21 protein-coding genes and 1 pseudogene are annotated in these 24984 nt (G+C 66.5%); 13 read left to right on the top strand and 9 right to left on the bottom strand.

Annotated elements, in window-relative coordinates:
* Positions 1-11 precede the first annotated feature (11 nt).
* Both K678_RS10980 and K678_RS10975 read left to right on the top strand, forming a co-directional pair.
* Positions 12-1079, top strand: a complete 1068-nt coding sequence (locus K678_RS10980) for a hypothetical protein (RefSeq protein WP_021132518.1) — start codon at positions 12-14, stop codon at positions 1077-1079.
* Positions 1080-1136: 57 nt separating this feature from the next.
* Entirely contained in the window at positions 1137-2333 is a 1197-nt protein-coding gene (locus K678_RS10975) for a hypothetical protein (RefSeq protein WP_021132517.1), read from the top strand.
* A 31-nt stretch (positions 2334-2364) separates the two neighbouring features.
* Here the strand turns inward: K678_RS10975 and K678_RS10970 are convergent, their stop codons facing one another.
* Positions 2365-3579, bottom strand: a complete 1215-nt coding sequence (locus tag K678_RS10970; protein WP_021132516.1) for a 6-phosphofructokinase — start codon at positions 3577-3579, stop codon at positions 2365-2367.
* 148 nt (positions 3580-3727) lie between these two features.
* On the opposite strand from K678_RS10970, the gene K678_RS10965 reads away from it, so the two are divergent.
* The 11 genes from K678_RS10965 to mutL all read left to right on the top strand — a co-directional run bounded on the left by K678_RS10965 (position 3728) and on the right by mutL (position 14004).
* Entirely contained in the window at positions 3728-3916 is a 189-nt protein-coding gene (locus K678_RS10965) for a DUF1289 domain-containing protein (RefSeq protein ID WP_021132515.1), read from the top strand.
* A 93-nt stretch (positions 3917-4009) separates the two neighbouring features.
* On the top strand, positions 4010-4312 hold the full coding sequence (gene rplU / locus K678_RS10960) for a 50S ribosomal protein L21 (protein WP_021132514.1): 303 nt from the start codon (positions 4010-4012) through the stop codon (positions 4310-4312).
* A 30-nt stretch (positions 4313-4342) separates the two neighbouring features.
* On the top strand, positions 4343-4612 hold the full coding sequence (rpmA, locus tag K678_RS10955; protein WP_002729644.1) for a 50S ribosomal protein L27: 270 nt from the start codon (positions 4343-4345) through the stop codon (positions 4610-4612).
* A gap of 115 nt (positions 4613-4727) precedes the next feature.
* On the top strand, positions 4728-5915 hold the full coding sequence (obgE, locus tag K678_RS10950; RefSeq protein ID WP_021132513.1) for a GTPase ObgE: 1188 nt from the start codon (positions 4728-4730) through the stop codon (positions 5913-5915).
* The gene (gene proB, locus K678_RS10945) at positions 5884-7011 is read left to right on the top strand and encodes a glutamate 5-kinase (RefSeq protein WP_021132512.1); all 1128 of its coding nucleotides are present in this window, start codon (positions 5884-5886) and stop codon (positions 7009-7011) included. Before obgE ends, proB begins: the two co-directional genes overlap by 32 nt.
* 2 nt (positions 7012-7013) lie before the next feature.
* Positions 7014-8279, top strand: coding sequence for a glutamate-5-semialdehyde dehydrogenase (locus K678_RS10940; protein ID WP_021132511.1), 1266 nt, complete (start codon positions 7014-7016; stop codon positions 8277-8279).
* A gap of 114 nt (positions 8280-8393) precedes the next feature.
* Positions 8394-9107, top strand: a complete 714-nt coding sequence (locus tag K678_RS10935) for a polysaccharide deacetylase family protein (RefSeq protein WP_021132510.1) — start codon at positions 8394-8396, stop codon at positions 9105-9107.
* Between the two features lie 19 nt (positions 9108-9126).
* A complete protein-coding gene (locus K678_RS10930) occupies positions 9127-10269 on the top strand; it encodes a glycosyltransferase family 4 protein (RefSeq protein WP_021132509.1) in 1143 nt (380 codons plus the stop codon).
* Complete coding sequence (locus K678_RS10925) at positions 10266-11030, top strand: glycosyltransferase family 2 protein (protein WP_021132508.1); 765 nt, start codon at positions 10266-10268, stop codon at positions 11028-11030. The genes K678_RS10930 and K678_RS10925 overlap by 4 nt, the downstream gene beginning before the upstream one ends.
* Positions 11031-11033: 3 nt before the next feature.
* A complete protein-coding gene (locus tag K678_RS10920; protein WP_021132507.1) occupies positions 11034-12074 on the top strand; it encodes a glycosyltransferase in 1041 nt (346 codons plus the stop codon).
* A gap of 76 nt (positions 12075-12150) precedes the next feature.
* Positions 12151-14004: a DNA mismatch repair endonuclease MutL gene (mutL, locus tag K678_RS10915; protein ID WP_021132506.1), complete on the top strand. Its 1854-nt coding sequence runs from the start codon at positions 12151-12153 to the stop codon at positions 14002-14004.
* A gap of 62 nt (positions 14005-14066) precedes the next feature.
* Here the strand turns inward: mutL and K678_RS10910 are convergent, their stop codons facing one another.
* From K678_RS10910 to K678_RS10880, 8 genes and pseudogenes are all read right to left on the bottom strand, one after another.
* On the bottom strand, positions 14067-15380 hold the full coding sequence (locus K678_RS10910) for a M16 family metallopeptidase (protein WP_021132505.1): 1314 nt from the start codon (positions 15378-15380) through the stop codon (positions 14067-14069).
* Positions 15380-16771 carry a M16 family metallopeptidase gene (locus tag K678_RS10905; RefSeq protein ID WP_021132504.1) on the bottom strand — a complete coding sequence of 464 codons (1392 nt, stop codon included), beginning with the start codon at positions 16769-16771 and terminating at the stop codon, positions 15380-15382. The genes K678_RS10910 and K678_RS10905 overlap by 1 nt, the downstream gene beginning before the upstream one ends.
* 132 nt (positions 16772-16903) lie before the next feature.
* Positions 16904-17485 (bottom strand): DUF3035 domain-containing protein, encoded by a 582-nt coding sequence (locus K678_RS10900; protein WP_021132503.1) that lies wholly within the window; start codon positions 17483-17485, stop codon positions 16904-16906.
* Between the two features lie 4 nt (positions 17486-17489).
* Positions 17490-17912, bottom strand: coding sequence for a signal peptidase II (lspA, locus tag K678_RS18225; RefSeq protein ID WP_331270950.1), 423 nt, complete (start codon positions 17910-17912; stop codon positions 17490-17492).
* Between the two features lie 115 nt (positions 17913-18027).
* Positions 18028-20868, bottom strand: a pseudogene (ileS, locus tag K678_RS10895) (isoleucine--tRNA ligase); the annotation flags it as partial.
* 18 nt (positions 20869-20886) lie between these two features.
* Positions 20887-21867, bottom strand: coding sequence for a bifunctional riboflavin kinase/FAD synthetase (locus K678_RS10890; RefSeq protein WP_021132500.1), 981 nt, complete (start codon positions 21865-21867; stop codon positions 20887-20889).
* A 124-nt stretch (positions 21868-21991) separates the two neighbouring features.
* Positions 21992-23353, bottom strand: a complete 1362-nt coding sequence (locus K678_RS10885) for an ABC transporter ATP-binding protein (protein ID WP_021132499.1) — start codon at positions 23351-23353, stop codon at positions 21992-21994.
* A gap of 35 nt (positions 23354-23388) precedes the next feature.
* Positions 23389-24984 (bottom strand): ABC transporter permease (locus K678_RS10880; RefSeq protein WP_021132498.1); only part of this gene is annotated, 1596 nt, incomplete at its 5' end.

The following is a 24984-nucleotide window of genomic DNA, read 5'->3' as shown; positions in this document are numbered from 1 at the left end:
AGGAGCCGACCATGGGAGATACAATAACCACCACACCCGATGCCGCTTTGGCAGTCTTTCGGGTCAACTTTGCCCTACAAGGTCAGGTGGTTGATATTCTGGGCCAGTTTCTCCCCGAATTGAACGTCCTGCCCCGCAATCGGGCCTATGACACGATCATGGACGATTTAGGGCTGCTGAGCCGCTGCTTCGCGGTGTTCCGCCGCGAGCCGGAACGGTTCCGCTCCATCCTGATCGACGACCGCAAGCGCCCGGTCACCGACGATTCGACGCCGCTATCCTGCGGCCGCTCTCTGAGCGAAGTGATCGCGATGGTGGTCCGCACCGCCGCCAAACGCTTCTTCCGCCGCACCCTGCCCACCACACCCCGCCCGACCGAAACCCGCAGCCCGGCCGACGAATTGTACGAGGCGATCCGGGCCTATCTGCTCTACGAATGGCAGGTTCCCCTGGTCCCGACCTATGCCGGGATGGAACCGTCGCTGGTGCGCCGGATCGGCGCCAGATTGCTCGAAGCACGCGAGGCGGCCAGCCTCGCCCGCCTGATCGCCGACCCCGATGCCCCTCTTGCCAATGGCGCCACGGCCAGCATGGCCGGGGCAAGCGAAAGCGACCGCGCCGCCGTTTCGAGCACGACCCTGCACCCGAAGCGCAAGCATCCGATGACCGCGCATCCGGCCGAGATTCTGTGCGAAAACCAGGAACGGCTGCGGCCCGAGGCGTTCACCCCGGTCTTTCTCGACCCCGAGGTTCGGGCCACGGTGCCCAATCCCGACAATATCCGCGCCATCGCCGATATCCTGCGCACCGTCGGCAGCGTGTCCGCCCTCGCCTTGGTCGAAGGGCTGGGCCTGCGCAAAGACCAGTTGGCGGTGATGCTGCTGGTGGCCCACGATTGTATCGGGACTATCGTCTTTGGCCGCCTGTTCGGAACGCGCGCCGATCCCGAATTGCTCGACCGCATTCTGGTCCGCGCCCGCCTGCATGGAATCGGGCCGGACTCCGGGGTGATCGAATGCGCGATCTTCATGCGTAGCGTCTTTGCCCGGTTCGGCCACCGCTCTCGTCGCGGGCACTAGACTCCAACACGCCCCGCCTCGTACCCTTACCTGATCCCCACCCATCCCCGACCAGCGATGGATGATCCTGATGCCCGCCCCCCCTCTTCGACCCGATCCCAGGCGATCCGACGGATCAACCTGACTCTGGAAGGTCCGGTGGCGGAGGTGCTGGCCCAGATGGTGCCCGAGCTGAAAAAGCTGCCACGTCGGGGCGTGCTGGAACGGGTGCTGGATGATCCGGTTCTGCTCGACCGCTGCTTCAAGGCGTTCCGGGCCGACCCACAACGCTTTCGCGATCTGCTGGTTGACCGCCAGAACATGCCGATCGATCAGGCCGACGCGATGCTGGCCTGTGGTCGCTCGCTGGATGACGTGGTGGCGATGGTGGTGCGGACCTGCGCCAAACGCCAGTTCCGCAAGCGGCTGGACGGCACCTCGCGACCGTTACGCGAAACCGAGCGGCAACGCAGCAAGACCCCGGACGGGCTGTTCGGGCGGTTGAGCCGTCTGTTCTCGCCCCCGCCGCCACCGCGCCGCAGCCGGGGCGAAATCCTCTATGATTCGTTCAAGGAGCACCTGATCCACGATTGGCAGGTTGCCCTAGTGCCGGATTATTCGACCCTGTCGCCGCAATTGGTGCGGCGGATGGGGGCCAGTATCCTTGATTACCGGATTCCCGAGGATATCCAGCGTCTGCGCGACAACCCGTTCAATCCGCCGCCGCCCTCTCCGGCCGAGCCGGTTCCCGACATCCTGGCCGCGATCACCGCGCCGCCGACGGCACCCGCTCCCGGCCTGCCGCCCTCTCCGGCCGAGCCGTCATTCCCGCCGCCGCCGGTTGCCGCCCCCGCAATCGCCCCCGCAGGCGACAACCGCGCCCGGATCGCCGACATCCTGACCGCCGACCAGAAGCGACTGCGCCCCGAGGCCTTTACCCTGATCCTGCTCAATCCCGAGGTACGGGCCGCCCTGCCCCATCCCGAACAGACGGTGCGGTTGACCAGCCAATTGGCCGAGGTCGGCGGCTTGCCCGCCAAGCGGCTGATCGGTGAATTGGGGCTGCGGGCCGAGCAATTGGTGGTGATGATGCTGATCGTCTACGAGATGGTCGGGCCGGAGGTGTTCCGCCGCTCGTTCGGGCTGAACGGCAATCTCGACTATGTCGGCAAGTTCATCGAACGGGCCAAGGCGGGCGGGATCGACCAGACCACCTCGCTGCTCGACATCGCGGCGTTCTGCCGCCGCATCTTCGCCTCGTTCAAACGCGGCTGACCCCGCACAATCGGGGCCAGCCCGCGCCCTTCTACTTATCGAGGATTTTCGGCACCGAATTGTGGCGCAGGCGGAAGGCGTCGGGCATTCCCGACCCCAGCAGCGGGCGCAGATACATCCGGAAGGCGTCGGTGACGTCGGTGCCGGACGGCGCGATGAAATGATCCTCCATCACCCGGGTCTTGCCCGCGACGGCCTCGAGCGGCATCAGGGCGTAATCGACCGAATAGAACCCGGTGCGCTGGATCGTCACCGAGCCGTCGCGGTCGCCCCACATCCCATACTGCACCGCCTTCTCGCCGACCTCGCGCGCCTCGCGCTGATCGACATCGGAGACGCAGCCGATGAACGAGCGTTGCAGATAGCCGAAGGTGTCGCCGCGCACCCGCTTGATCCCCAGCTTCTCCTTGATCTCGTGGCAGAGCAGATCGGCCAGCGCCCCGGTCCCCGACAATTGAATATTGCCGTGCTGGTCGTGCTCGACCTCCTTGGCCAGCTTGGTGATGATCGGCGCGCCGTTTTCGTCGTGGATGCCTTCCGACACCGCGACGACGCAGCGGCCATAGCGGTCATAGGTCTCGCGCACGTCGGTAAGGAAGCGATCGACCGAGAAGGTCCGTTCCGGGATATAGATCAGGTGAGGCCCGTCGTCGGGAAACTTCTTGCCCAGCGCCGAGGCGGCGGTCAGAAACCCGGCGTGACGCCCCATCACCACCGCGACATAGACGCCTTTCAGCGCGGTATTGTCGAGATTGACCCCCATGAAGGCCTGGGCGACGAAGCGCGCCGCCGAGGGAAAGCCCGGGGTATGGTCGTTATGGACCAGATCGTTGTCGATCGTCTTCGGGATGTGGATACAGCGGAGCGGATAGTCGGCCAGCCGGGCTTGTTCGCTGACGATCCGCACCGTGTCCGAGGAATCGTTGCCGCCGGTATAGAAGAAATAAGCGATGCCGTGGGCCTTCAGAACCTTGAAGATCTCCTGGCAGTATTTCAGGTCCGGCTTGTCCCGGGTCGAGCCCAGCGCCGAGGACGGGGTCTGCGCCACCATCTCCAGATTGTGGCTGGTTTCCTGGGTCAGGTCGAAAAATTCCTCGTCAACAATGCCGCGCACGCCGTGATGGGCCCCGTAGACCAGATCGACGTTACGGAACTTGCGCGATTCCAAAACCGCGCCGACCAGCGACTGGTTAATCACCGCCGTCGGACCGCCACCCTGGGCGACCAGAACCTTCCCTTGCAGCATCGCATCCCCCTTTTCACGTCGCGTCGACGTCTTGTCGCGCCGAACGAAGGCAAGCGTACCTCCGTCTTTGCCGGGCCGCCTCTCTTTTCTCCGCAGGTCGGCCTTCCCATCTATTGCTGGCTTATCCAATTTCAGCCAAAGACCGCCGATGCCCAAACCCTCCCCCGAATCGCCCTGCATCTCCCGCTGCCATCTCGATTTCGACCGCAATTTCTGCGCGGGATGCGGCCGGACCCCCGACGAAATCGCCGCCTGGCACGAAGCCGACGACGAAACTCGCTGGGAAATCCTCGCCCAGGTCGCCCGTCGAAAGACGGCCCCGCTACAAAGGCGTTGACTCTTGGCCCCGTCGCGGTAATAGTGCGGCCCTCTCGCGCGGGGTGCTATGTGTCTTGCGCGGCGTCATTCCTTATGCTCAGGTAGAATCGTCATGTTCGCAGTCATCCAGACCGGCGGTAAGCAGTACAAGGTGGCCAAGGACGACGTGATCCGCGTCGAGAAGCTGGCTGGCGAGGCCGGGGGCGAGATCGTGCTCGATCAGGTCCTGATGGTCGGCGACAAGATCGGCGCTCCGCTGGTGTCCGGTGCCGCCGTGACTGCCACTGTGGTGGCTCAGGCCCGTGGCGAAAAGATCATCGTCTTCAAGAAGCGCCGTCGGCAGAATTCTCGCCGTAAGAACGGCCACCGCCAGGACCTGACGATCCTGCGCATCACCGACATCACGGCTGGCTGATAAGCCCGGCTGTAAGCAGGAGTTTGGACCATGGCTCATAAAAAGGCGGGCGGTTCGTCGCGCAACGGTCGCGATTCGAATTCTCAGCGTCTCGGCGTCAAGAAGTTCGGCGGCGAGTTGGTGATCCCCGGCAACATCATCATCCGCCAGCGCGGCACCGTGTACTATCCCGGCACCAATGTCGGCATGGGCAAGGATCACACCTTGTTCGCCACCGCGCCGGGCCGTGTCGCGTTCCGCCACAAGGCGCAGGGCCGCACCTTCGTCGTGGTCGAGCCGTTGCCGGAGGCCGCCGAATAGCGCGCCGTTCCCGGAACGCATTTCGTTTTGCCAGGGGGGGAACGGGGCACCGTTTCCCCCTTTTGGTTTCTGTTTGCCTTATCCGCCCCGCCCTCTTTTCCAGAGAACTCCCGCGATGAAATTCCTCGATCAGGCCAAGATCTTCGTGAAGAGCGGCGACGGCGGAGCCGGCTGTTGCAGCTTTCGCCGCGAGAAGTACATCGAGTTCGGTGGACCGGACGGCGGCGATGGCGGGCGTGGCGGCGACGTCATCCTGGAATGCGTCGCCAACCTCAACACCCTGATCGATTACCGCTATCAGCAGCATTTCAAGGCGCAGAAGGGTAATCACGGTCAGGGCCGCAACAAGACCGGCGGCAAGGGCGACGACGTTACCCTGAAGGTGCCGGTCGGCACCCAGATTCTCGACGAAGACCGCGAATCGGTTCTGGCCGACCTGACCCAGCCGGGCCAGCGCATCGTGCTGCTGACCGGCGGCGACGGCGGATTTGGCAATCTGCATTTCAAGACCTCGACCAATCAGGCGCCGCGCCGCGCCGACGAAGGCTGGCCGGGCGAAGAACGCTGGATCTGGCTGAAGCTGAAGATGATCGCCGATGCCGGCCTGGTCGGTCTGCCCAATGCCGGAAAATCGACCTTCCTGGCCGCCGTCACCCGGGCGCGGCCGAAGATCGCCGATTACCCCTTCACCACGCTCCATCCCAATCTGGGCGTGGTGACGCTGGGCGACGAGGAATTCGTGATTGCCGACATTCCCGGCCTGATCGAAGGCGCGCATGAAGGGGCCGGAATCGGCGACCGCTTCCTCGGCCATATCGAACGCTGCCGGGTGCTGCTGCATCTGATCGACGGCACCGCCGACGACGTCGCCGAATCCTATCGGGTCGTCCGGGGCGAGTTGGCGGCCTATGGCGGCGGACTGGCGGAAAAGCCCGAAGTGGTCGCGCTCAACAAGTGCGATTCGCTGATGCCCGAAGAGATCGAGGAAAAGCTGGCCGCGCTGTCGGCGGCGTGCGGGGCCGACGTGCTGCCGCTGTCGGGCGTGTCGGGAATCGGCTTAAAGCCGGTGCTGTCGCGTTTGTTCCTGCATATCCGCGACGCCCGCGAGGCCGAGCCGGGCATCCTGGCCGCCTCGGGCGCGATCGGAGCAGCGAAGCGGGCCACCCCGCTGTTCGCGACCGCCGCCGAAGCCGAGGACGACGAAGAGGATGCCGGACATTACGGCCCGGACGGCGAATGGATCTGGGATGATGAGGACGGGGACGAAGACGATGGTGAAGACGAAGACGGGTCCGATCGCTGAGGCGAAACGGCTGATCGTCAAGATCGGCTCGTCCCTGCTGGTCGATGAGGCCAGCGGTCTGGTCCGCCGCACCTGGCTGGAATCCGTCTGTGCCGACATCGCCGCCTGCCGCAAGCGCGGCCAGGAAGTGATCGTGGTGTCGTCGGGGGCGGTGGCGGTGGGGCGTCGTCGCCTCGGCCTCACCCCGCCCTTGAAGCTTGAAGAAAAGCAGGCCGCCGCCGCCACCGGGCAGATCCGTCTGGCCCATGATTATCAGGAAGCGTTGGCCCATCACGGCCTGACCGTCGCCCAGGTGCTGCTGACCCTGGACGATTCCGATAATCGCCGCCGCTATCTCAACGCGCGGGCCACCCTGGAAACCCTGCTGCGGCTGGGTGCCGTCCCGGTCATCAACGAAAACGACACCGTTGCCACCGCCGAAATCCGCTTTGGCGACAATGACCGGCTGGCGGCGCGGGTGGCACAGATGGTCTCGGCCGACGCGCTGGTGCTGTTCTCGGACATCGACGGGCTCTACACCGCCGATCCGCGCAAGGACAAGGACGCCGCCTTCATCCCCGAAGTGCGCGACCTGACCCCCGAGATCGAGGCGATGGCGGGCGATCCCGGCTCGGCCTATGGCTCGGGCGGGATGGTGACCAAGCTGGCGGCAGCGAAGATCTGCCTGTCGGCCGGATGCAAGATGGCGATCGCGCGCGGGCAGGCGATGAACCCGCTGGCGGCGATCGAGGCGGGCGGGCGCTGTACGTGGTTCCTGCCCTCGGCCGAGCCGCGCACCGCCCGCAAGCAATGGATTTACGGCTCGATGAGCCCGACCGGGGCGGTGATCCTGGACGATGGCGCGGTGCGCGCCCTGCGCCATGGCCGCTCGCTGCTACCGGCTGGCGTCGTCACGGTCGAAGGCAGCTTCGAGCGGGGCGATTGCGTTCTGGTTCAGGCCAAGGACGGGCAGATTTTGGGACGCGGCCTGTCGGCCTATAGCGCCGAGGACGCGCGGCGGATCGCCGGTCGTCAATCCGCCGAAATCGAGCAAATTCTAGGCTTTCATGGTCGCGATGAACTGATCCATCGCGACGATCTGGTGGTGGAGGGATAGCGATGTCCGATCAAATCGAAGCCACGCTCACCGAGATGGGACGTCGCGCCCGCAACGCCGGACGCGCGTTGTCCCAATCTCCGACCGACCGGCGCAACCGGGGGCTTAGCCTTGCCGCCGCCGCGATCCGCGCCGATGCCGCCCTGATCGCCGCCGCCAATGCCGAGGACGTCGCCGCCGCCACCGCCAAGGGTCTGTCGGCGGCAATGATCGACCGGCTGACCCTCACTCCGGCCCGGATCGAATCGATGGCGTCGGGGCTGGAAGTGATCGCGGCGCTGCCCGATCCGCTCGGGCGCGAATTGGCCAATTGGACCCGCCCCAACGGGCTGAGGATCAGCCGGGTCGCGGTGCCGCTCGGCGTGATCGGGATCATTTATGAAAGCCGCCCCAACGTCACCGCCGACGCCGCCGGTCTGTGCCTGAAATCGGGCAATGCCTGCATTCTGCGCGGCGGCTCGGAAAGCTTCCGCTCGGCCAGCGCGATCATGGCGGCGCTGGCGAAGGGCTTTGCCAGTGCCGGTCTGCCTGCCGACGCGGTGCAGATGGTCCCGACCACCGACCGCGCCGCGGTGGGGGCGATGCTGCGCCTGTCCGATTATATCGACGTGATCGTGCCGCGCGGCGGCAAGTCGCTGGTCGCCCGCGTCGTCGAGGAAAGCCGGATTCCGCTGTTCCACCATCTCGAAGGGCTGTGTCACACCTATGTCGATGCCGACGCCGATCTGGAGATGGCGCGCAAGGTGGTGCTGAATGCCAAGATGCGCCGCACCGGCATCTGCGGCGCGACCGAAACGCTGTTGATCGACCGCGCCGTCGCCAGCACCCATCTGGCCCCGCTGGTGCAGGATCTGCTGGCGGCGGGCTGCGAGGTGCGTGGCGACGAGGCCGCCCAGGCGGTCGATCCCCGCGTTGCCCCGGCGGTCGAGGACGATTGGCGCACCGAATATCTCGACGCGATCATCTCGGTGAAGGTGGTTGACGGTGTTGCTGGCGCGATCGACCACATCAACACTCATGGCTCGCACCATACCGAAGCGATCATCACCGAGAATCCGCAGACGGCAGAAACGTTCCTCAACGGCTGCGATTCGGCGATCGTGCTGTGGAACGCCTCGACCCAGTTCGCCGATGGCGGCGAGTTCGGGATGGGAGCCGAGATCGGCATCTCGACCGGCAAGATGCATGCGCGCGGCCCGGTCGGGGTCGAGCAATTGTGCACCTTCAAATATGTCGTGCGCGGCGAGGGGCAGACCCGTCCGGGCTGACCCCCCGTCCCGCCGGGACGACATAAACCAGGATCGCCGGTTGCCGCGCCCCGCCGGGCGTGGCACGATGCCGCCTGTTGTTTCTTGGGGGAAAACGTGCGGATTTCCTGGTCCTTGGGGCAATGGCGCCCGGTTCTGCGCCAATTGTCCGATCCCGCGACGGTCGCGATCACCGTCGATGATTCCCCGATGCCCGATACCATGCCGGCGATGCTCGACCTGCTCGACCGCTTCCAGGCGCGGGCGACCTTCTTCATGAGCGGCTGCCGCGCCGTGCGGGTGCCCGACCTGATCGCCGAAACGGTGGCGCGCGGCCACGCGATCTATGCCCATGGCTGGGATCATGTCCGTCTCGACCGCGAAAGCCCCGAGCGGCTGATCGACGACATGGAACGGTGCGAGGCGCTGTTGGCCCGCCATCGCCCCACCCCCGCCCCCTATCTGGTGCGGCTGCCCTATAACGGTGGCTGGCGCAATCCCCGGGTGCACCGCACCCTGGCCCGCTGGCGGCCCGGCTGCGTCGTGGTGCATTGGGGACCGTCGACCGAGGATCACATGATCCCGACCCGCTGTTCCACCCCCGCCGATGTCGAAACCGAATGCCGCCGCGAGGTCGATCGGATGCTGGCCGATCCCCGCCTGCCCGGCGGCATCCTGCTGATGCACGACCAGCCGATCAACGAGCGGCCCGGAGCGGAGTTCAAACCCCAGGTCACCGTCACCCTGATGCGGATGCTGCTGGAAGGCGTCACCGAGCGGGGCCTGAAGACGGTGACCCTGACACCGCCGCCGTATCAGGCGCTGTGGAATCGCTTCATCCTGTCCTGAAAAACCGGAGTTTCTCTTCTTGCACATCCTGCATACCATTCCCGGGCGCAATTGGGGCGGCATGGAGCATCGCACCGTCGAGCAGGTCCGCTGGCTGAAGTCCCACGGCCATTCGGTGTGGCTGGCCACTCCCGCCGACGGCCAGACCTGGGCCCGGGCCGAAGCCGAAGCTCTGCCGCTGATTGATTTCGATTTCGACCGTCCGTGGCGGCCGTCCTCGGTGCGGGAATTTCGTCGGCTGGTGATCGGGCGCGGGATCGAGTTGATCGACACCCACGTCACCCGTGATGCCAAGGTCGCCGCCACCTGTCTTGATCTCTGCGCCGTGGTGCGCTCGCGCCATGTCAACCAGCCGCTGAAATCGTCGCCGATCCGGCGGATGCAATGGCGGCTGGGGGCCGACCACATCATCACCGTTGCCGATTGCACCCGCGCTGCCCTGGTTGCCGACGGGCTGGCCGATCCCCGCCGCGCCACCGCGATCGGCGGCTGGGCCGACGATTCGTTCTTTGCCGCCGCAGCCCCCCTGGAGCGGGCGACGATGCGCGCTGCCCTGGGCGTGCCCGCCGATGCCTTCGTCTGGCTGTGTGTCGGCATGATCCGCCCCGACAAGGGCCAGGATCATCTGCTCGACGCGCTGGCCCGGCTGGACGCGGGCGGACGCCGCCCGACGCTGGTGATCGTCGGATCGGCCACCGCCGAATGCGCCGAGTATGACCAGGCGCTGCGGACCCGCGCCGCCGCTTTCGGCGATAGGGTGGTGTTCACCGGCTATCGCGACGATGTCGCCGTGTTGATGCGCACCGCCGATGCGGTGGTGATCCCCTCGCTGACCGAGGCGCAGCCCCGCGTCGCGGTCCAGGCCTTTGCCGTCGGCCGCCCGGTGGTCGCCAGCGAGGTCGGCGGCGTTCCCGAAATCGTGACGGCGGGAGAAACCGGCTGGCTGGTCCCTGCCGCCGATCCGGCGGCGCTGGCCGACGCGATGGCGGCGGTGATGGACGACCGCCCCCGCGCCGCAGCCATCGCCTCGCGGGCGCGCTGTCTGGCCGAGACGACGATGCGGTTCGACCACCGAATGGAACAGACGCTGGCGACCTATCGCGCCGCGCTGGACCATGCCCACCAGCGGCCGTTCCCGCGCTGGCGGGGCAACGGGCGATGAGCGCGCCTCCCCGCCTGTCCGCCCTGGTGGTGATCCATAACGAGGAAGAGCGGCTGCCCGCCTGCCTCGACAGGCTCGGCTTTGTCGATGAATTGGTGGTGGTTCTCGACCGCTGCACCGACCGGTCGGGTGAGATTGCGCGGGGCTTTGGCGCGAAACTGGTCGAAGGCGGCTGGGAGCGCGAAGGCGGACGCCGCAATGCCGGGATCGCCGCCTGCACCGGAGAGTGGGTGCTGGAAGTCGATGCCGACGAGCACGTGCCCCCCGAACTGGCCGCCGAAATCCGCGAGGTGATCGCCACCTCGCGCTTCGACTGGCACGAAATTCTGGTTGATAATTTCATCGGCGAACGGCTGGTCCGCCGAGGCTGGGGCGCCAGTTACGGCAAGGCCGCCTATCCCGGCCTGTTCCGCCAGAGCGCGAAGACCTGGGGCGACGACCGGGTTCATCCCTCGCTGACCTGGCGGGGGACCAAGGGGCCGATGCTGAAGCACCGGCTGCTCCATTACGTCGATCGCAACATCTCGGACATGATCCGGCGGCTCGACGCCTATTCCACCGCGCGGGCCCGCGACCTGCGCGAGCGGGGCGAGACCTGGGGCTCGACCGCCAGCAATCTGCGCCGGATGGTCAGCCGCTTCTTCAAATGCTATGTGCGGCGGGGCGGCTGGCGCGAAGGCGGTCACGGCTTCATCATCGCCACCTGCGCCGCGCTCTATCCGATGCTGTCGCATCTCAAGGCCAAGCTCGAAAAGGACTGACCCATGGCCCGCATCGTCATGACCGATGACGGCATCGTTTTCGACGGTGCCAGCCTGGAGGAAAAGCCGCTGGGCGGGGCCGAGACCTCGTTCATCGAAATGGCCAACGCGCTCGCCGCGCGCGGTCACGAGGTGATCGTCTGCAACAAATGCCCGGCCGAGCGGACCCATCGCGGCGTGCACTGGCGGCCGCTGGCCCAGGGCGTGCCCGACTCCGCCGATCTCTATATCGCCAATCGCGGCGACCGGCTGATCCGGCTGTGCCCCAAGGCCAAGCGTTCGATCTTCTGGATTCATAATCCGGCCGGATATCTGCTGAAGGCCCGTTATCAGTGGAAGCTGGCGCTGCGCCGCCCGGTGATCGTGTTCTCCGGGGCCAGCCATGCCGGAACCTATCCCGGCTGGGCCTTTGCCGGGGGACGCGAGATCGTCCCTTATGGCGTCACCGATCTGTTCCGCCACGCCACCCCGCGTGAGCAGGTGCCGCCGCCCCGGGCGATCTTCACCTCGAACCCGTTGCGTTCGCTCGACTGGCTGCTGGAATTGTGGGCTGCCCGCATTCGCCCGGCGGTGCCGGGGGCGGAACTGCATATCTTTGCCGGTGCCGCCACCTATGGTGCGGCAGGCGCGGCCAAGGCCGACCGGATGGGATTGGTGCTCGACCGTGCCGCCGCGCTGGCCGATCATGGCGTCGTGCTGCGCGGCCCGGTGCCGAAGACCCAGTTGGTCGGGGAACTCGGTGCCGCCCGCGCCCTGCTCTATCGCGGCGATATCGGCGAAACCTTCTGTTCGGCGGTGGCCGAGGCCCAGGCGATGGGCCTGCCGGTGGTGCTGGAGGATATCGCCTGCATGTCCGAGCGGGTGATCCCCGACGAGACCGGCTATTGCGTCAAGGGCGAGGCCGACTTCGCCACCGCCGCGATTCAAGTCCTGTCCGACGACACTCTGTGGCGGCGGCTGCACCGGGGCGCCCTGGCCCAGCAACGTGGCTGGGGCTGGGACGACGCAGCGGCTTCGTTCGAACAGATCGGTGGCCTGAGATAAGGGGATACACCAGGGCTTGAAGGCTTTGGTTGGGTATTACTGGAATCGGGAATGGCCGCCGCGCTAAAATGCGGCGATGTCGATCCGTCTGCTTCCCCCCACTCTGGTCAACCGCATCGCCGCTGGCGAAGTGGTCGAACGCCCCGCCTCGGCGGTCAAGGAACTGGTTGAAAACGCGCTCGACGCCGGTGCCAAACGCATCGACGTCGTGCTGGCCGAAGGCGGGCAGTCGCTGATCTCGGTCAGCGACGACGGGGTCGGCATGGACCCCGACGAACTGGCGCTGGCGGTCGAACGCCACGCGACCTCGAAGCTTCCCGACGACGATCTGGTCCGCATCCGCTTCCTGGGCTTTCGCGGCGAGGCGCTGCCCTCGATCGGTTCGGTGGCGCGGCTGACGCTGACCAGCCGCAAGCGCGGAGCGGAATCGGCCTGGAGCCTGACCGTCGCGGGCGGCGAGAAAGGCGCGGCGCAACCAGCCGCCCATCCGCCCGGCACCCGGGTCGAGGTCCGCGACCTGTTCTTCGCCACCCCGGCCCGGCTGAAATTCCTGAAGGCGCCGCGCACCGAGACCACCCACGCGATCGAGGTGATCGAGCGGCTGGCGATGGCCCACCCCGAGATTTCCTTCTCGCTCAGCGACGGAGCGCGGCGCTCGCTCGATCTCCCCGCCCGCACCGGCGACAACGCCCGGCTGGGGCGGCTGGCCCAGGTGGTCGGGCGCGAGTTCGAAGCCAACGCCCTGGCGCTCGACGCCGAACGCGACGGCATCCGCCTCACCGGCTGGGCCGGGCTGCCGACCTACAACCGCGCCACCGCCGCCCAGCAATATCTGTTCGTCAATGGCCGTCCGGTCCGCGACCGGCTGGTGATCGGCGCGGTGCGCGGGGCCTATCAGGACGTGCTGGCCCGCGACCGCCACCCGGTGGTGGCGCTGTTCCTTGAGCTTGACCCCGATCAGGTCGATGTCAACGTCCACCCCGCCAAGGCCGAGGTCCGCTTCCGCGATTCCGGTCTGGTGCGCGGGCTGATCGTCGGGGCGATCCGCCACGCCCTGGCCGCCGCCGGACATCGGGCCAGTTCGACCCTGACCGGCGATGCGCTGGGCGCGCTGGGTCGGTCTCCCCTCCCCGCCGCCACGCCCTATCGTCCAAGTTCGTCCTGGTCACCGCCCCCCCGCCCCTCAGCGGCAGCGTTGTCGGCCGGTCGCGCCGCCCAGGCTCCGTTCGGCAACGGCGGCTTCCCCGGTCTGGCCGAATCGATCCCCGGCCTGTCGCTTCCCCCCTCCGCCCCCTCGGGCGAAGCCGGGTTGCCCCCGGCCGAAGCCCCCTCCGCCGCCCAGCCCGACTATCCGCTGGGAGCGGCACGAGCCCAGCTTCACGATACCTATATCGTCGCCGAAACCGCCTCGGGGCTGGTGATCGTCGATCAGCACGCCGCCCACGAACGGCTGGTGTTCGAACGGATGAAACAGGCGCTGGCCGACGGTGGTGTCGCCCGCCAGGGCCTGTTGCTGCCCGAAGTTGTCGAACTGGGCGAAGCGGCGGCGGCGCGGTTGGTCGAGCGGGCCGAGGAACTGGCGGCGCTGGGTCTGGCGCTGGAACCGTTCGGCCCCGGCGCGGTGGTGGTGCGCGAGGTGCCTGCCTTGCTGGGCGAAGCGAGCGACATCGCCGGACTGGTCCGCGATCTTGCCGACGAACTGGCGGAATGGGGGGCGACAACGGCGTTGTCAGAGCGGTTGCTCGACATCTGCGCCACCCTGGCCTGCCATGGCTCGGTGCGGGCGGGGCGACGGCTCAGCCTGCCCGAGATGAACGCGCTGTTGCGCCAGATGGAGGCGACCCCGCTGTCCGGCCAGTGCAATCACGGCCGCCCCACCCATGTCGTGCTGGGCCTGTCCGATATCGAAAAGCTGTTCGGGCGGCGGTAATCGCTCTTGCGACCGGGCTGCCTCCCGGTCGGGGTTTGGGGCGAGGCCCCAATACCCTTTCCTTACTTCTGAGCGCGGCCGACCGAAACCAGGGTCAACGCGGCGGGGTCGAGCAGACGAGCGGCGACGCGGCGGATATCGTCGCGGGTCACCGCCGCGATCAGCGCCGGGCGGCGATCAAGGAAGTCCGGCCCCAGCCGGTCGGTCTGAAGCTGGACCAGCACCTGGGCAATCGCGACGGTCGAATCGAGCTGAAGCGGGAACGACCCGTTCAGATAGGTCTTGGCATCGGCCAGTTCGGCCTCGGTCGGGCCATCGTCGCGCAGCTTGCGGATTTCCTCGCGGATCAGGGCAACCGATTCGTCGAACCGGCTGGTCTGGGTCGCGACGCCGCCCAGGATCAGTCCGGCATGGTCGAGCGGAACCAGCCCGGTCCACACCGAATAAGCCAGCCCGCGCTTTTCCCGCACCTCTTCGGTCAGGCGCGAGGCAAAGCCGCCGCCGCCAAGGATATGGTTCATCACCGTCGCGGCATACCAATCGGGATCGTCACGCTTGATCCCGGCCAAGCCAAAGGTCGCGACGGTCTGGGGGATGTCGCGCTCGATCGTTTTCACCATCCCGGCGGCGCCGGGGCGGATGTCGGGCACGGTCAGAGGCGCCGCGCTGGCGGGCAGACCGCCGAAGGTGGCATCAAGCAGGCGGCCCAATTCGGGCGGGTCGATATCGCCGACCACGCCGATCGTCATCCGGTCGCGGGCAAGCAGACGGCGAACCGCCGCCTTCAGATCGGCGGCCTTGATCGCCTTGACCGAAGCGATCTCGCCGCGCGGCGAGCGGGCATAGGGATGACCGGCGAACACCGCCTGGAACCACGCCTTGGCGGCGAGGGTTTCCGGGCTTTCGGATTCGCGCATCAGCCCGGCGACGATCTGGCCGCGAATCCGCTCGACCGCAGGCTTGTCAAAGCGCGGCTGGGTCAGCGCCAGCCGGAACAGCTCGAACGCTTTGTCGCGATGCTCGGTCAGGGTTTTCAGATGGCCACGAAAGCCATCGCGCCCTGCATCGAACGACAGGCCGATCACCCGGTCTTCCAACATCCGCTGGAACGCCTGCGAGTCATAAGGCCCGGCCCCTTCGTCCAGCAGGGCAGCGGTCATCACCGCCAGACCGGACTTATCCGCAGGATCAAGCGCGGCCCCGCCGCGAAAGGACAGTTCCAGCGCGATGATCGGATTGGAATGATCGCGGACCAGCCACGCCTCGATCCCGCCGGGGCTGACCACCTTTTCGACGGTGACGGCGGCGGCGGGGGCAGATAGCCCGGAGAGGAGCAATCCGGCAACCAGGGCGAAAACGGCAAGCAGGCGCGGCATCAGCGAATCCCCCGATCGGCGGGAAGGGTGGCGGGAGCCACATCGGGACGGGGCTGGGCCCCCGGCTCCGGCAACAGCAGGCCGGTGACCGAGGCGCGGGCATCCAGCACCGTGGCGGCGGCCTCGGCCACCTGGGCCGGAGTGACCGCCGCGATCCGGTCGGGCCAGGATTCGACATCCTCGACGGAGAGGCCGACCGCCAGCGCCTCGCCCAGCACCTGGGCTCCGGTATGGAGCGAATCGCGGGCATAGACGACACTGGCGCGCAGGCGGGTCTTGGCCCGCTCGACCTCCTCGGCCGAGATTTCGCCCTTGGCGATCCGGGCGATCTGGGCGTCAACCGCCGCTTCCAGCCGCTCGGGACTGATTCCAGGGCGGGGAACGACACCGATGCGAAAGCTGGTCAGGCCGACCGCGACCGGGTCATAGGCGGCGTCGGCATGGGCGGCCAGCCCCTGTTCGACCACCAGCGAGCGGTACAGAATCGAGGTCGCGCCGCCGCCGATGATTTCAGCCAGAACCTCCAGCGGCTGGGCCAGCCGGGACTCGCCCGCGCGCTGGCTGGGGGCGAGATAGAGGCGGCTCCAGCTCGGCTGGCTGACGCGGGGATCGGTGACGGTAACGCGGCGCGCCGCTTCCGGGGCCGGTTCCTCGGTGCGGGTGCGGGGCGGAATATCGGCGCGGGGCAGCGTGCCGTAATATTTCTCGGCCAGCGGACGGACCCGTTCGGCATCGACATCGCCCGCGACGATCAGAATGGCATTGTTGGGGGCGTACCAACGGCGATAGAACGCCAGGGCATCATCGCGGGTCAGACCGGCGATCTCGGACTGCCAGCCGATCACCGGGCGGTGATAGGGGCTGTTGAGGAACAGCGCCGCTTCCATCTGCTCGGCCAGCCGCGCCGCCGGATTGTTGCCAACGCGGGAGCGCCGCTCTTCCAGCACCACCGCCCGCTCGGTGCGGAAATTATCTTCGTCGAGCGTCAGGTTGGCCATGCGGTCGGCTTCCATCCGCATCACCAGTTCCAGCCGGTCGGCGGCGACGTTCTGGAAATAGCCGGTATAGTCCGAACTGGTGAAGGCGTTGTCGCGGCCGCCATTGCGGGACACGATCTTCGAGAAATCGCCCGGCGGCACCGATTTCGTACCCTTGAACATCAGATGTTCAAGCATGTGGGCCAGCCCGCTTTTCCCCGCGACCTCGTCGGCGGCACCGACCTTGTACCACACCATATGCGAGACGATCGGAACGCGGTGGTTGGGCACCACCACCACAATCATCCCATTCGACAGGGTAAAGGTTTGGGGATCGAACAGCCGCGCCTCGGCCGGACGGGAGACAACCAACAGCGCCGCCAACAGCAGCGCCGACCGGGCAACAGCTTTCATCTCCGCTCTTACTCCCCTTCTCCGCCGACGACCCGAGCCGGATCGGCGGCGGCCTGATGCAACCTGCTGGGTCAAAGCGGAAAAGAGGTAGGGAGTAAACCGGGCCGCCGCAAGCGGTGCTCCCCTCTTCGATCAGAAGATGCCTTCGAGGATCGCCTTCTTGCGCCGCTCGATCCGCGGGGTCTGGCCTTCGGACACCGACTTACCCAGCGCCTGATTCTCGCGCAGACGCTGGCTTTCCTTGACCGGATCGACGACGACGCCGGACTGTTCCGGCTTGCGCCAGAACACCAGCCGGTCGGTGAAGCTCTTTTCCGCATCGGCGATCGACTGGGATTCCTTGTTCACCAGAACACGGATGTCAGGCTGGATCGATTCGGCGCCAAAGCGTTTGAGCAGGGTCACGTCGCCCTGGGTCCGGCCTGCGGTGGAGACCGGAGTGGTCACCCGCTGCCCGCTGAGGACGCGCAGGGCCTGATCACGGGTGGTGCCTTCCTGCGGGCGGGTAGCGCCGGGCTGAGGCGGACGGAGCGAGAAGTCGGGCGGCATACTGAGCGGAGCCCGCTGGACGACCTGGAATTCGTCCGGGGGAGCCTTCTCGTACCCCAGCGACCGCTTGACGTCGGAGCAAGCGGACAAGGCGAGAACCGCCAGCATCACCACAAGGGGTGCCAGACGGTGCGGAATGCGCGCGGAGGCTTCACTCTGTCTCATGATCTTATGTCTTAGTCGAATCACGGCCGCCAAACAAGGAGTCGACAACCAAAATCACCGCGCCAACGGTAATAGCCGAATCCGCCAAATTAAAGGCAGGCCAATGATGGCCCGCAATATGCGCATCGATAAAGTCGGCCACCGCGCCATAGCGCAGACGATCGACGATATTTCCGATCGCGCCGCCGATGATCAGCGACACCGCCAGCCGCACCAACGGCGTTCCGGCGCGATACAGCCAGCCGATCAGGGCGACGACGATCACCCCGGACAGAGCCGACAGGATCAGCGGGTCGAGCGGAACCGCGCCGTTGCCGATCCCAAAGCTGACTCCCCGGTTCCAGGTCATCACCAGATTGAGAAACGGCGCCAGCTCGATCCGCGTCAGGGTGAAGAAGGGCGTGCCCTCCACCCCCTCGGGCCGCATCACCTGCTCGACGATGGCCCATTTGCTGGCCTGATCGAGCACGATCACCAGCGCCGAGAGGGCGAGAGCGGCTTTGAATCCGAACCGCATCACCCCTGCCCACCGTTGCGGAATGGTCCATCGCATCGGCGCAGCGATGGCAGACCCCGGCATGAGCGGACTCACCGACCTCGGGCAGCACCTTCCAGCAGCGGGCGCACTTGGCTCCCTCGGCGGCCTGGGGCTGGACGGCGATGCCGGGCACGTCGGCCAGGGTGAACGCGCCCTCGCCCAGACTCCCCACCACCAGTTCAACCCCCGAGGTGATGAAGATTTCGGCGAGGTCGAGACCGGCTAGCAGGTCGCGCACCTCGTCCGACACCGTCAGGACCGGCTTGGCCTGCAACGACGAGCCGATCCGCTTGGCGGCACGCTCGACCTCCAGCGCGCCGGTGACGACGCGGCGGACATCGCGGATCTTCGCCCAGCGCTGGGCCAGAGCCTCGTCCCGCCAGGCGGCGGGAAGGGTCGGGAATTGTTCGAGATGAACCGAGCCGTCAGCGGAGGGGTGACGGGCCAGCCACGCTTCCTCGGCGGTGAAGCACAGGAACGGAGCCAGCCACTTGCACAGAGTGTCGAGCAGGATGTCGAACAGAGTCCGGGCAGCGCGGCGGCGCAGCGAATCCGGCCGGTCGCAATACAGCGCGTCCTTACGGATATCGAAATAGAACGCCGACAGATCGACGGCGCAGAAGGTGTGCAGTTCGGCGAACCAGCCATGGAAGGTGAAGTTGTCGCACGCCTCGCGCAGGCCCCGGTCGAGTTCAGCGAGACGATGCAGCACCGAGCGTTCCAGCTCGGGCAGCTCGGCATACTCCAGCCGCTCGGTCGCGGTAAAGCCGTCGAGCGCACCCAGCAGATAGCGCAGCGTGTTGCGAAGGCGGCGATAGATATCGACCTGGGTCTTCAGGATTTCCGGCCCGATCCGCAGATCGTCCGACGAATCCGACCCCGCCACCCACAGGCGCAGGATATCGGCACCCTGGGCATCGACCACTTCCTGGGGGGCGACGACGTTGCCCAACGATTTCGACATCTTGCGTCCGGCCTCGTCGAGGACGAAGCCATGGGTCAGCACCGCGTCATAAGGGGCACGGCCCCGGGTGCCGCAGGATTCCAGCAGCGAGGAATGGAACCAGCCGCGATGCTGGTCCGAGCCTTCGAGATAGAGCGAGGCGGGCGAGGACAGACGCGGCCATTCGTCGCCTTCCAGCACGAAGGCGTGGGTGCAGCCGGAATCGAACCAGACGTCAAGGATGTCGAACACCTGTTCGTATTCCTCGGGATCGTAGCCATTGCCCAGGAACCGCGACGGCGGGCTGGTGAACCAGCTATCCGACCCGTCGGTCTTGAAGGCATCGACGATCCGCGCCATCACCTCCGCGTCGCGCAGCGGCTGGCCGCTTTTCTTTTCGACGAACACCGCGATCGGCACGCCCCAGGCGCGCTGACGCGAAACGCACCAATCGGGGCGGTTCTCGATCATCGCCCCGATCCGGTTGCGCCCCTGAGAGGGCACGAAGCGGGTGTCGGCAATCGCCGCCAGCGCCTTGGCGCGCAAGCCGTTCTGCTCCATCGAGATGAACCATTGCGGCGTGTTGCGGAAGATCAGCGGGGCCTTCGACCGCCAGGAATGGGGATAAGAATGCTCGATCTTGCCATGGGCGAGCAAATTTCCGCATTCGGTCATCGCCGCGATCACCGCCTTGGCGACCGGGCTGTAATATTTGCCGTTCTTGCCCTGGGCCAGCACACTCTGACCGGCGAAGATCGCGACATGGGGGTAATAGGTGCCGTCGGCCTGAACCGTGTCGGGGATCACGATCTGGTTGGCCTTGCCCAGATGCCAGTCGTCCTCGCCATGGCCCGGCGCGATATGAACGAAGCCGGTGCCGGTGTCGGTGGTGACGAACTCGCCCGCCAGCAGCGGCACGGCGAAATCATAGCCGCCCTTGGCCTCGGGATGGTGCTTCAACGGATGGTGACAGATCGTCCCGGCCAGATCGGCCCCGTTGATCTTGGTGATGATGCGGAAGGAGCAACCGGCATCCTTCGCCACCTGTTTGACCAGATCAGCCAGCACCACCAGCCGTTCGCCGACGGCGGCCAGACCGGAGGCGGGCGCGGTCTCGACCTCGACCAGGGCGTACTCGAACCCGGCCCCGAAGGCGATGGCACGGTTGCCCGGCATCGTCCACGGCGTGGTGGTCCAGATCACCACCTTGGCCCCCTCAAGCTCGGGGCGCGAGGCGGTCACCACCGGGAATTTGACCCAGATCGTGATGCTGGTGTGGTCGTGATATTCGACCTCGGCCTCGGCCAGCGCGGTCTTTTCCACCACCGACCACAGCACCGGCTTGGCCCCCTTATAGAGCGAGCCGTCCAACAGGAACTTGCCCAGTTCGGCGACGATCACCGCCTCGGCATCGTTGGTCATCGTGGTGTAGGGATGGTCCCAATCGCCGGTGACGCCCAAACGCTTGAACTCCTCGCGCTGGATGTCGATCCAGCTGCGGGCGAAGGCGCGGCATTCCTCGCGGAAATCGACGATATCGACCTCGTCCTTATCCAGTCCGGCGGCGCGATACTTCTCTTCGATCTTCCACTCGATCGGCAGGCCGTGGCAGTCCCAGCCGGGGACATAGGGCGCGTCCTTGCCCTGCATCTGCTGGGTGCGGACGATGATGTCCTTCAGAATCTTGTTCAGCGCGTGGCCGATATGCAGGTGACCGTTGGCGTAGGGCGGGCCGTCGTGAAGAATGAAGGTTTCCCGACCCCGCGCCGTCTCGCGCAGCCGCTCGAACAGGCCGATGCTGTTCCACCGCTCCAACAGCCGGGGTTCCAACGCGGGCAGGCCCGCCTTCATCGGGAAATCGGTCCTGGGCAGGAAAACGGTGGTCTTGGGGTCGACGGTCATGGCTGCAATCCGGGGGAACTAGGGAGCGACCGGCACCATCGGGCCGGGTGTCGCGGGGAAATGAAGGCCGCCCAGGCGCTGCCGGGCGGTCTCGGCGTCGCGGACGATCTGCGCCCGCAATTCATCCACGCCCGAGAATTTGCGCTCGGGGCGGAGATGGTCGATCAGCGCCACCCGCAGGTGGCGGCCGTAAAGGTCTTCGCTGAGGCCGAACAGATGGACCTCCAGCACTTCGTCGGTCTGGTCGAAGGTCGGGCGGCGGCCAAAATTGGCAACGCCATCATGCCACACCGTCGCCCCGCCACGATCGACACCGGCACGGACGGCATAGACCCCGGTGGCGGGGTGCTGATACTCACCCAGGCGGACATTGGCGGTGGGAAAGCCCAATTGACGGCCGCGCGCGCTGCCATGCTCGACCCGGCCTTCCAGCTCCCAGTAATGGCCGAGCAGGTGGGCGGCGTCAGCGGGACGGCCCGAGGCCAACGCGGCGCGGACCCGGGTCGAGGAGCACGGCTCGCCCCCCACCTCGGTCGGCGGCACCACCGTCACCCCAAAGCCCAGTTCGGCCCCGGCGCTTTCAAGCAGGGCGCAATCGCCGCCGCGATCCTTGCCAAAGACGTAATCGTAGCCGACCACTACCTGGGACACTCCCATGCAGCCGACCAGAATGTCCTTGATGAAAGCGTCGGCGGTAACGGCGGCAAAGCCCGGGTCGAAGGTCTGCTGGAACAGCAGATCGATCCCCAGCGCTTCGATCAGCCGGGCCTTGACCCGGAAGGGGGTGAGACGGAACGGCGGCAGATCGGGCCGGAACACCCGGCGGGGGTGCGGTTCGAAGGTCAGCACGCCCGAGGCGACGCCCCCCTGCCCGGCCAGATCGCGGGCAGTGAGAATCACCGATTGATGACCGAGATGGACGCCGTCGAAATTACCGAGCGCCACCACGCAACCGCGACGATCGGCACCAAATTCGCCGCAATGCCTGATAAGGCGCATGGGATCGGACCACCCGCAGCGTGGAAAGGGAAAGAGATCAAGGGGTATTCGATAAATCGACAAAGCGCAACCCCGCGAAGGGGCTGCGGTCGATCGAATCGCACGGTTGACGGGGAAGGCGGCCTTATTCGGCGGCGGCGGAGCCCGATGACGAGCCGTCGGCGGCGGCCTCTTCCTCTTCTTCGTCCTCGGGCAGCATCAGCACGCCGGAATTGTAGTCGTAGTCGAAAATCTCGGCATAACGGCCCCAGGTGATCGCCGTCTCTAGCACCCGCTCCGCCTCGTCGTCGGTGAGGTAATCCTGCAATTCCTGCAAGAAGCGATCTTCGGGGGCGCGATGATCGCGCCGCTCGTCGAGCACCTTGCGAATATGGGCAGCCAGCGGAATGTTGCGCAGCAGCGACTCGGCGAACAAATCCTTGCGCCCGGCATCGTCGGCATCAACGAAGGTCTGGCCCAATTGCGTGAGGAAGATGTCGCCCGAGGCGATCCGGGCCAGCCCCATCACCCGCAGCGCTTCAAACAGGTGGAACAGCGAATCGTCTTCGAGCTCGGTTTCCTCGGCCAGTTGCGGCAAATCGGCGCGGCCGTTGAACGGAGCCTCGGCGATCGTTTCGAGCAGACCGGCCATCTTGCCCGGCGTGGTATCGGGCAGGCGGTAGCCCAAGGTCAGTTGTTCCTGCGCCCCAGCCCCACCACCGCGGACATGGGCGGTCATCAGCGAATAGATTTCATCGACGATCTGGCGGAAGGCGGGGGATTCGGTGTCGCGCGGCTGGGGCAGCCCGACCTTGACCTCGGCCCGCACCCGTCCGGGATCGCTCGAGAACACCAGCACCCGGTCGGCCATCGACACCGCTTCCTCGATATTGTGCGAGACGAGCAGGATTCCCTTGGTCGGAATCTTGCGCTCGGCCCACAGATCGAGCAGATCCTCGCGCAGAGTCTCACTGGTCAACACGTCCAGCGCCGAGAACGGCTCATCGAGCAGCAGCACGTCGGGGCGCATCACCAGGGCGCGGGCGCAGCCGACGCGTTGGCGCATGCCGCCCGACAATTCTTTGGGATAGGCGCTTTCGAACCCACCCAGCCCGATCATCTCGATTGCCTCGGCGGCGCGCTCCTCACGCTCGGCCGGGCCGATTCCGCCCGCCTCCAGCCCCAGTTCGACATTCTCCTGCACCGTCAGCCAGGGGAACAGGGCAAAGGACTGGAACACCATCGCGATCCCGCGCGCGGGCGCGGTCACCGCCTGACCGCGATAGAGCACGTCGCCGCCATTGGCGCGGATCAGCCCGGCCATGATCCGCAGCAGGGTCGATTTGCCCGAGCCCGATTTGCCGAGCAGGGCGACGATCTCGCCTTCCTCCAACCGGAAGTCGACGCCTTCCAGCACGGTGCGTTCGTGCCGCTCCGGGGTACGGAAGGATTTGCGGACGCCGCGCAGTTCCAGCAGGGCTTGGGGGGGGAGGGTCGGCTCGGCCATGTCAGGACCCCTTTTCTTCGCGGGTATTGGTTCGGTTAGTCGAGGCGCAGCCGCTCGGCCGCCAGGGTGTGGAGCGGGCGCCACAGGAAACGGTTGAAGCCCATCACGAACAGGCACATCACCGCGATCCCCAGCGCGATGCGGGGGAAGTCGCCGTCGATGGTGGCACGGGCGATATAAGACCCCAGCCCGGTTGCCTCAAGCTGAGTGTCGCCCCAACTGACCATCTCCGACACGATCGAGGCGTTCCACGACCCGCCGCAGGCGTTGAACGCCCCGGTGACGTAGGCCGGGAAGATCGCGGGCAGGATAAAGCGTCGCCATTTCATCCAGCCGGTCAGACCCAGATTGCCCGCCGCGTCCTTCATGTCCTGCGGGATCGCCGCCGCCCCGGCAACGACGTTGAACAGAATGTACCATTGGGTGCCGAGAATCATCAGCGGGCTGGTCCAGACATCGACGTTGAGGTCGAAATGGACGATCAGCATCACCGCGACCGGAAACATCAGGTTGGCCGGGAACGCCGCCAGGAACTGGGCGATCCACTGGACGTTCTGCGCCACCACCGGACGCTGCCCGACCCAGACACCGACCGGAACCCAGATCAGCGAGGCCAGCGCGATCAGCACAACGATCCGGGCGGTGGTCGCCAGCCCATACAGCAGCACCTGCCAGACTTCGGCCAGATTGACCGAGCCATGAACGAACAACGCAACCTGGACCAGGGCGATTCCGGTAACGACCAGCAGGAACCCGTCCCAGACCCACCCGGCCCAGCCGGGCAGGGTCAGGTGTGGCAGCACGATCCGCCGCCGCGGGGCCGCATCGGCCTTGCGGCGGCGCATCCCGGCCAAGCCCTCCCACAATGCCACCGGAATCTGCGCCAGCAGGCGGAACAGCCGCCCGCGCTGCATCAGGGTCAACAGCCAGGATTCCGGCCGTTGCTCGCCCGGTCCGGTATCGACGCGGAACTTGTCGGTCCAGGCCACCAGCGGGCGGAACATCAACTGGTCGTAGATCACGATGCCGACCAGCACCGCGACGATGGCCCAGCAGATCGCCGACAGGTCGCGGGCGGCGATCGCCAGCGCGATATAAGAGCCGACGCCGGGCAGCATGATGGTCTGGTTCGACACCGAGATCGCCTCGGAGGCGACGACGAAGAACCAGCCGCCCGACACCGACACCATCATGTTCCACACCAGCCCCGGCATCGCCCACGGCATTTCCAGCCGCCAGAAGCGTTGCCACGGCGACAGGTGGAACACCCGCGATGCCTCGATCAGGTCGTTGGGCACTGTTTTCAGCGAGGAATACAGGCTGAACGCCATGTTCCACGCCTGAGAGGTAAAGATCGCGAAAATCGCTGCGCATTCGACTCCCAGCAGGTTGCCGGGGAACAGGGCGATGAATCCGGCGACGGTGATCGACAGGAAGCCCAGGATCGGAATCGATTGCAAGATATCGAGGATCGGGATCAGCACCTTCTCCAGCGCCGGAACCTTCGAGGCGACGATGCCGAACAGCAGGGTGAAGATCAGCGAGCAGATCAGCGCCGCCCCCATCCTGAGCGCGCTGCGCAGCAGGTAATAGGGCAGATTCTCGGGATCGAGCGACATCGGTAGCGGCGT

Source organism: Magnetospirillum fulvum MGU-K5 (genome assembly GCF_000442515.1).
GTDB classification, from domain to species: domain Bacteria; phylum Pseudomonadota; class Alphaproteobacteria; order Rhodospirillales; family Magnetospirillaceae; genus Phaeospirillum; species Phaeospirillum fulvum_B.
The sequence above is the reverse complement of the archived record's forward strand: the minus strand, read 5'-3'. Positions and strand labels throughout refer to the sequence as shown.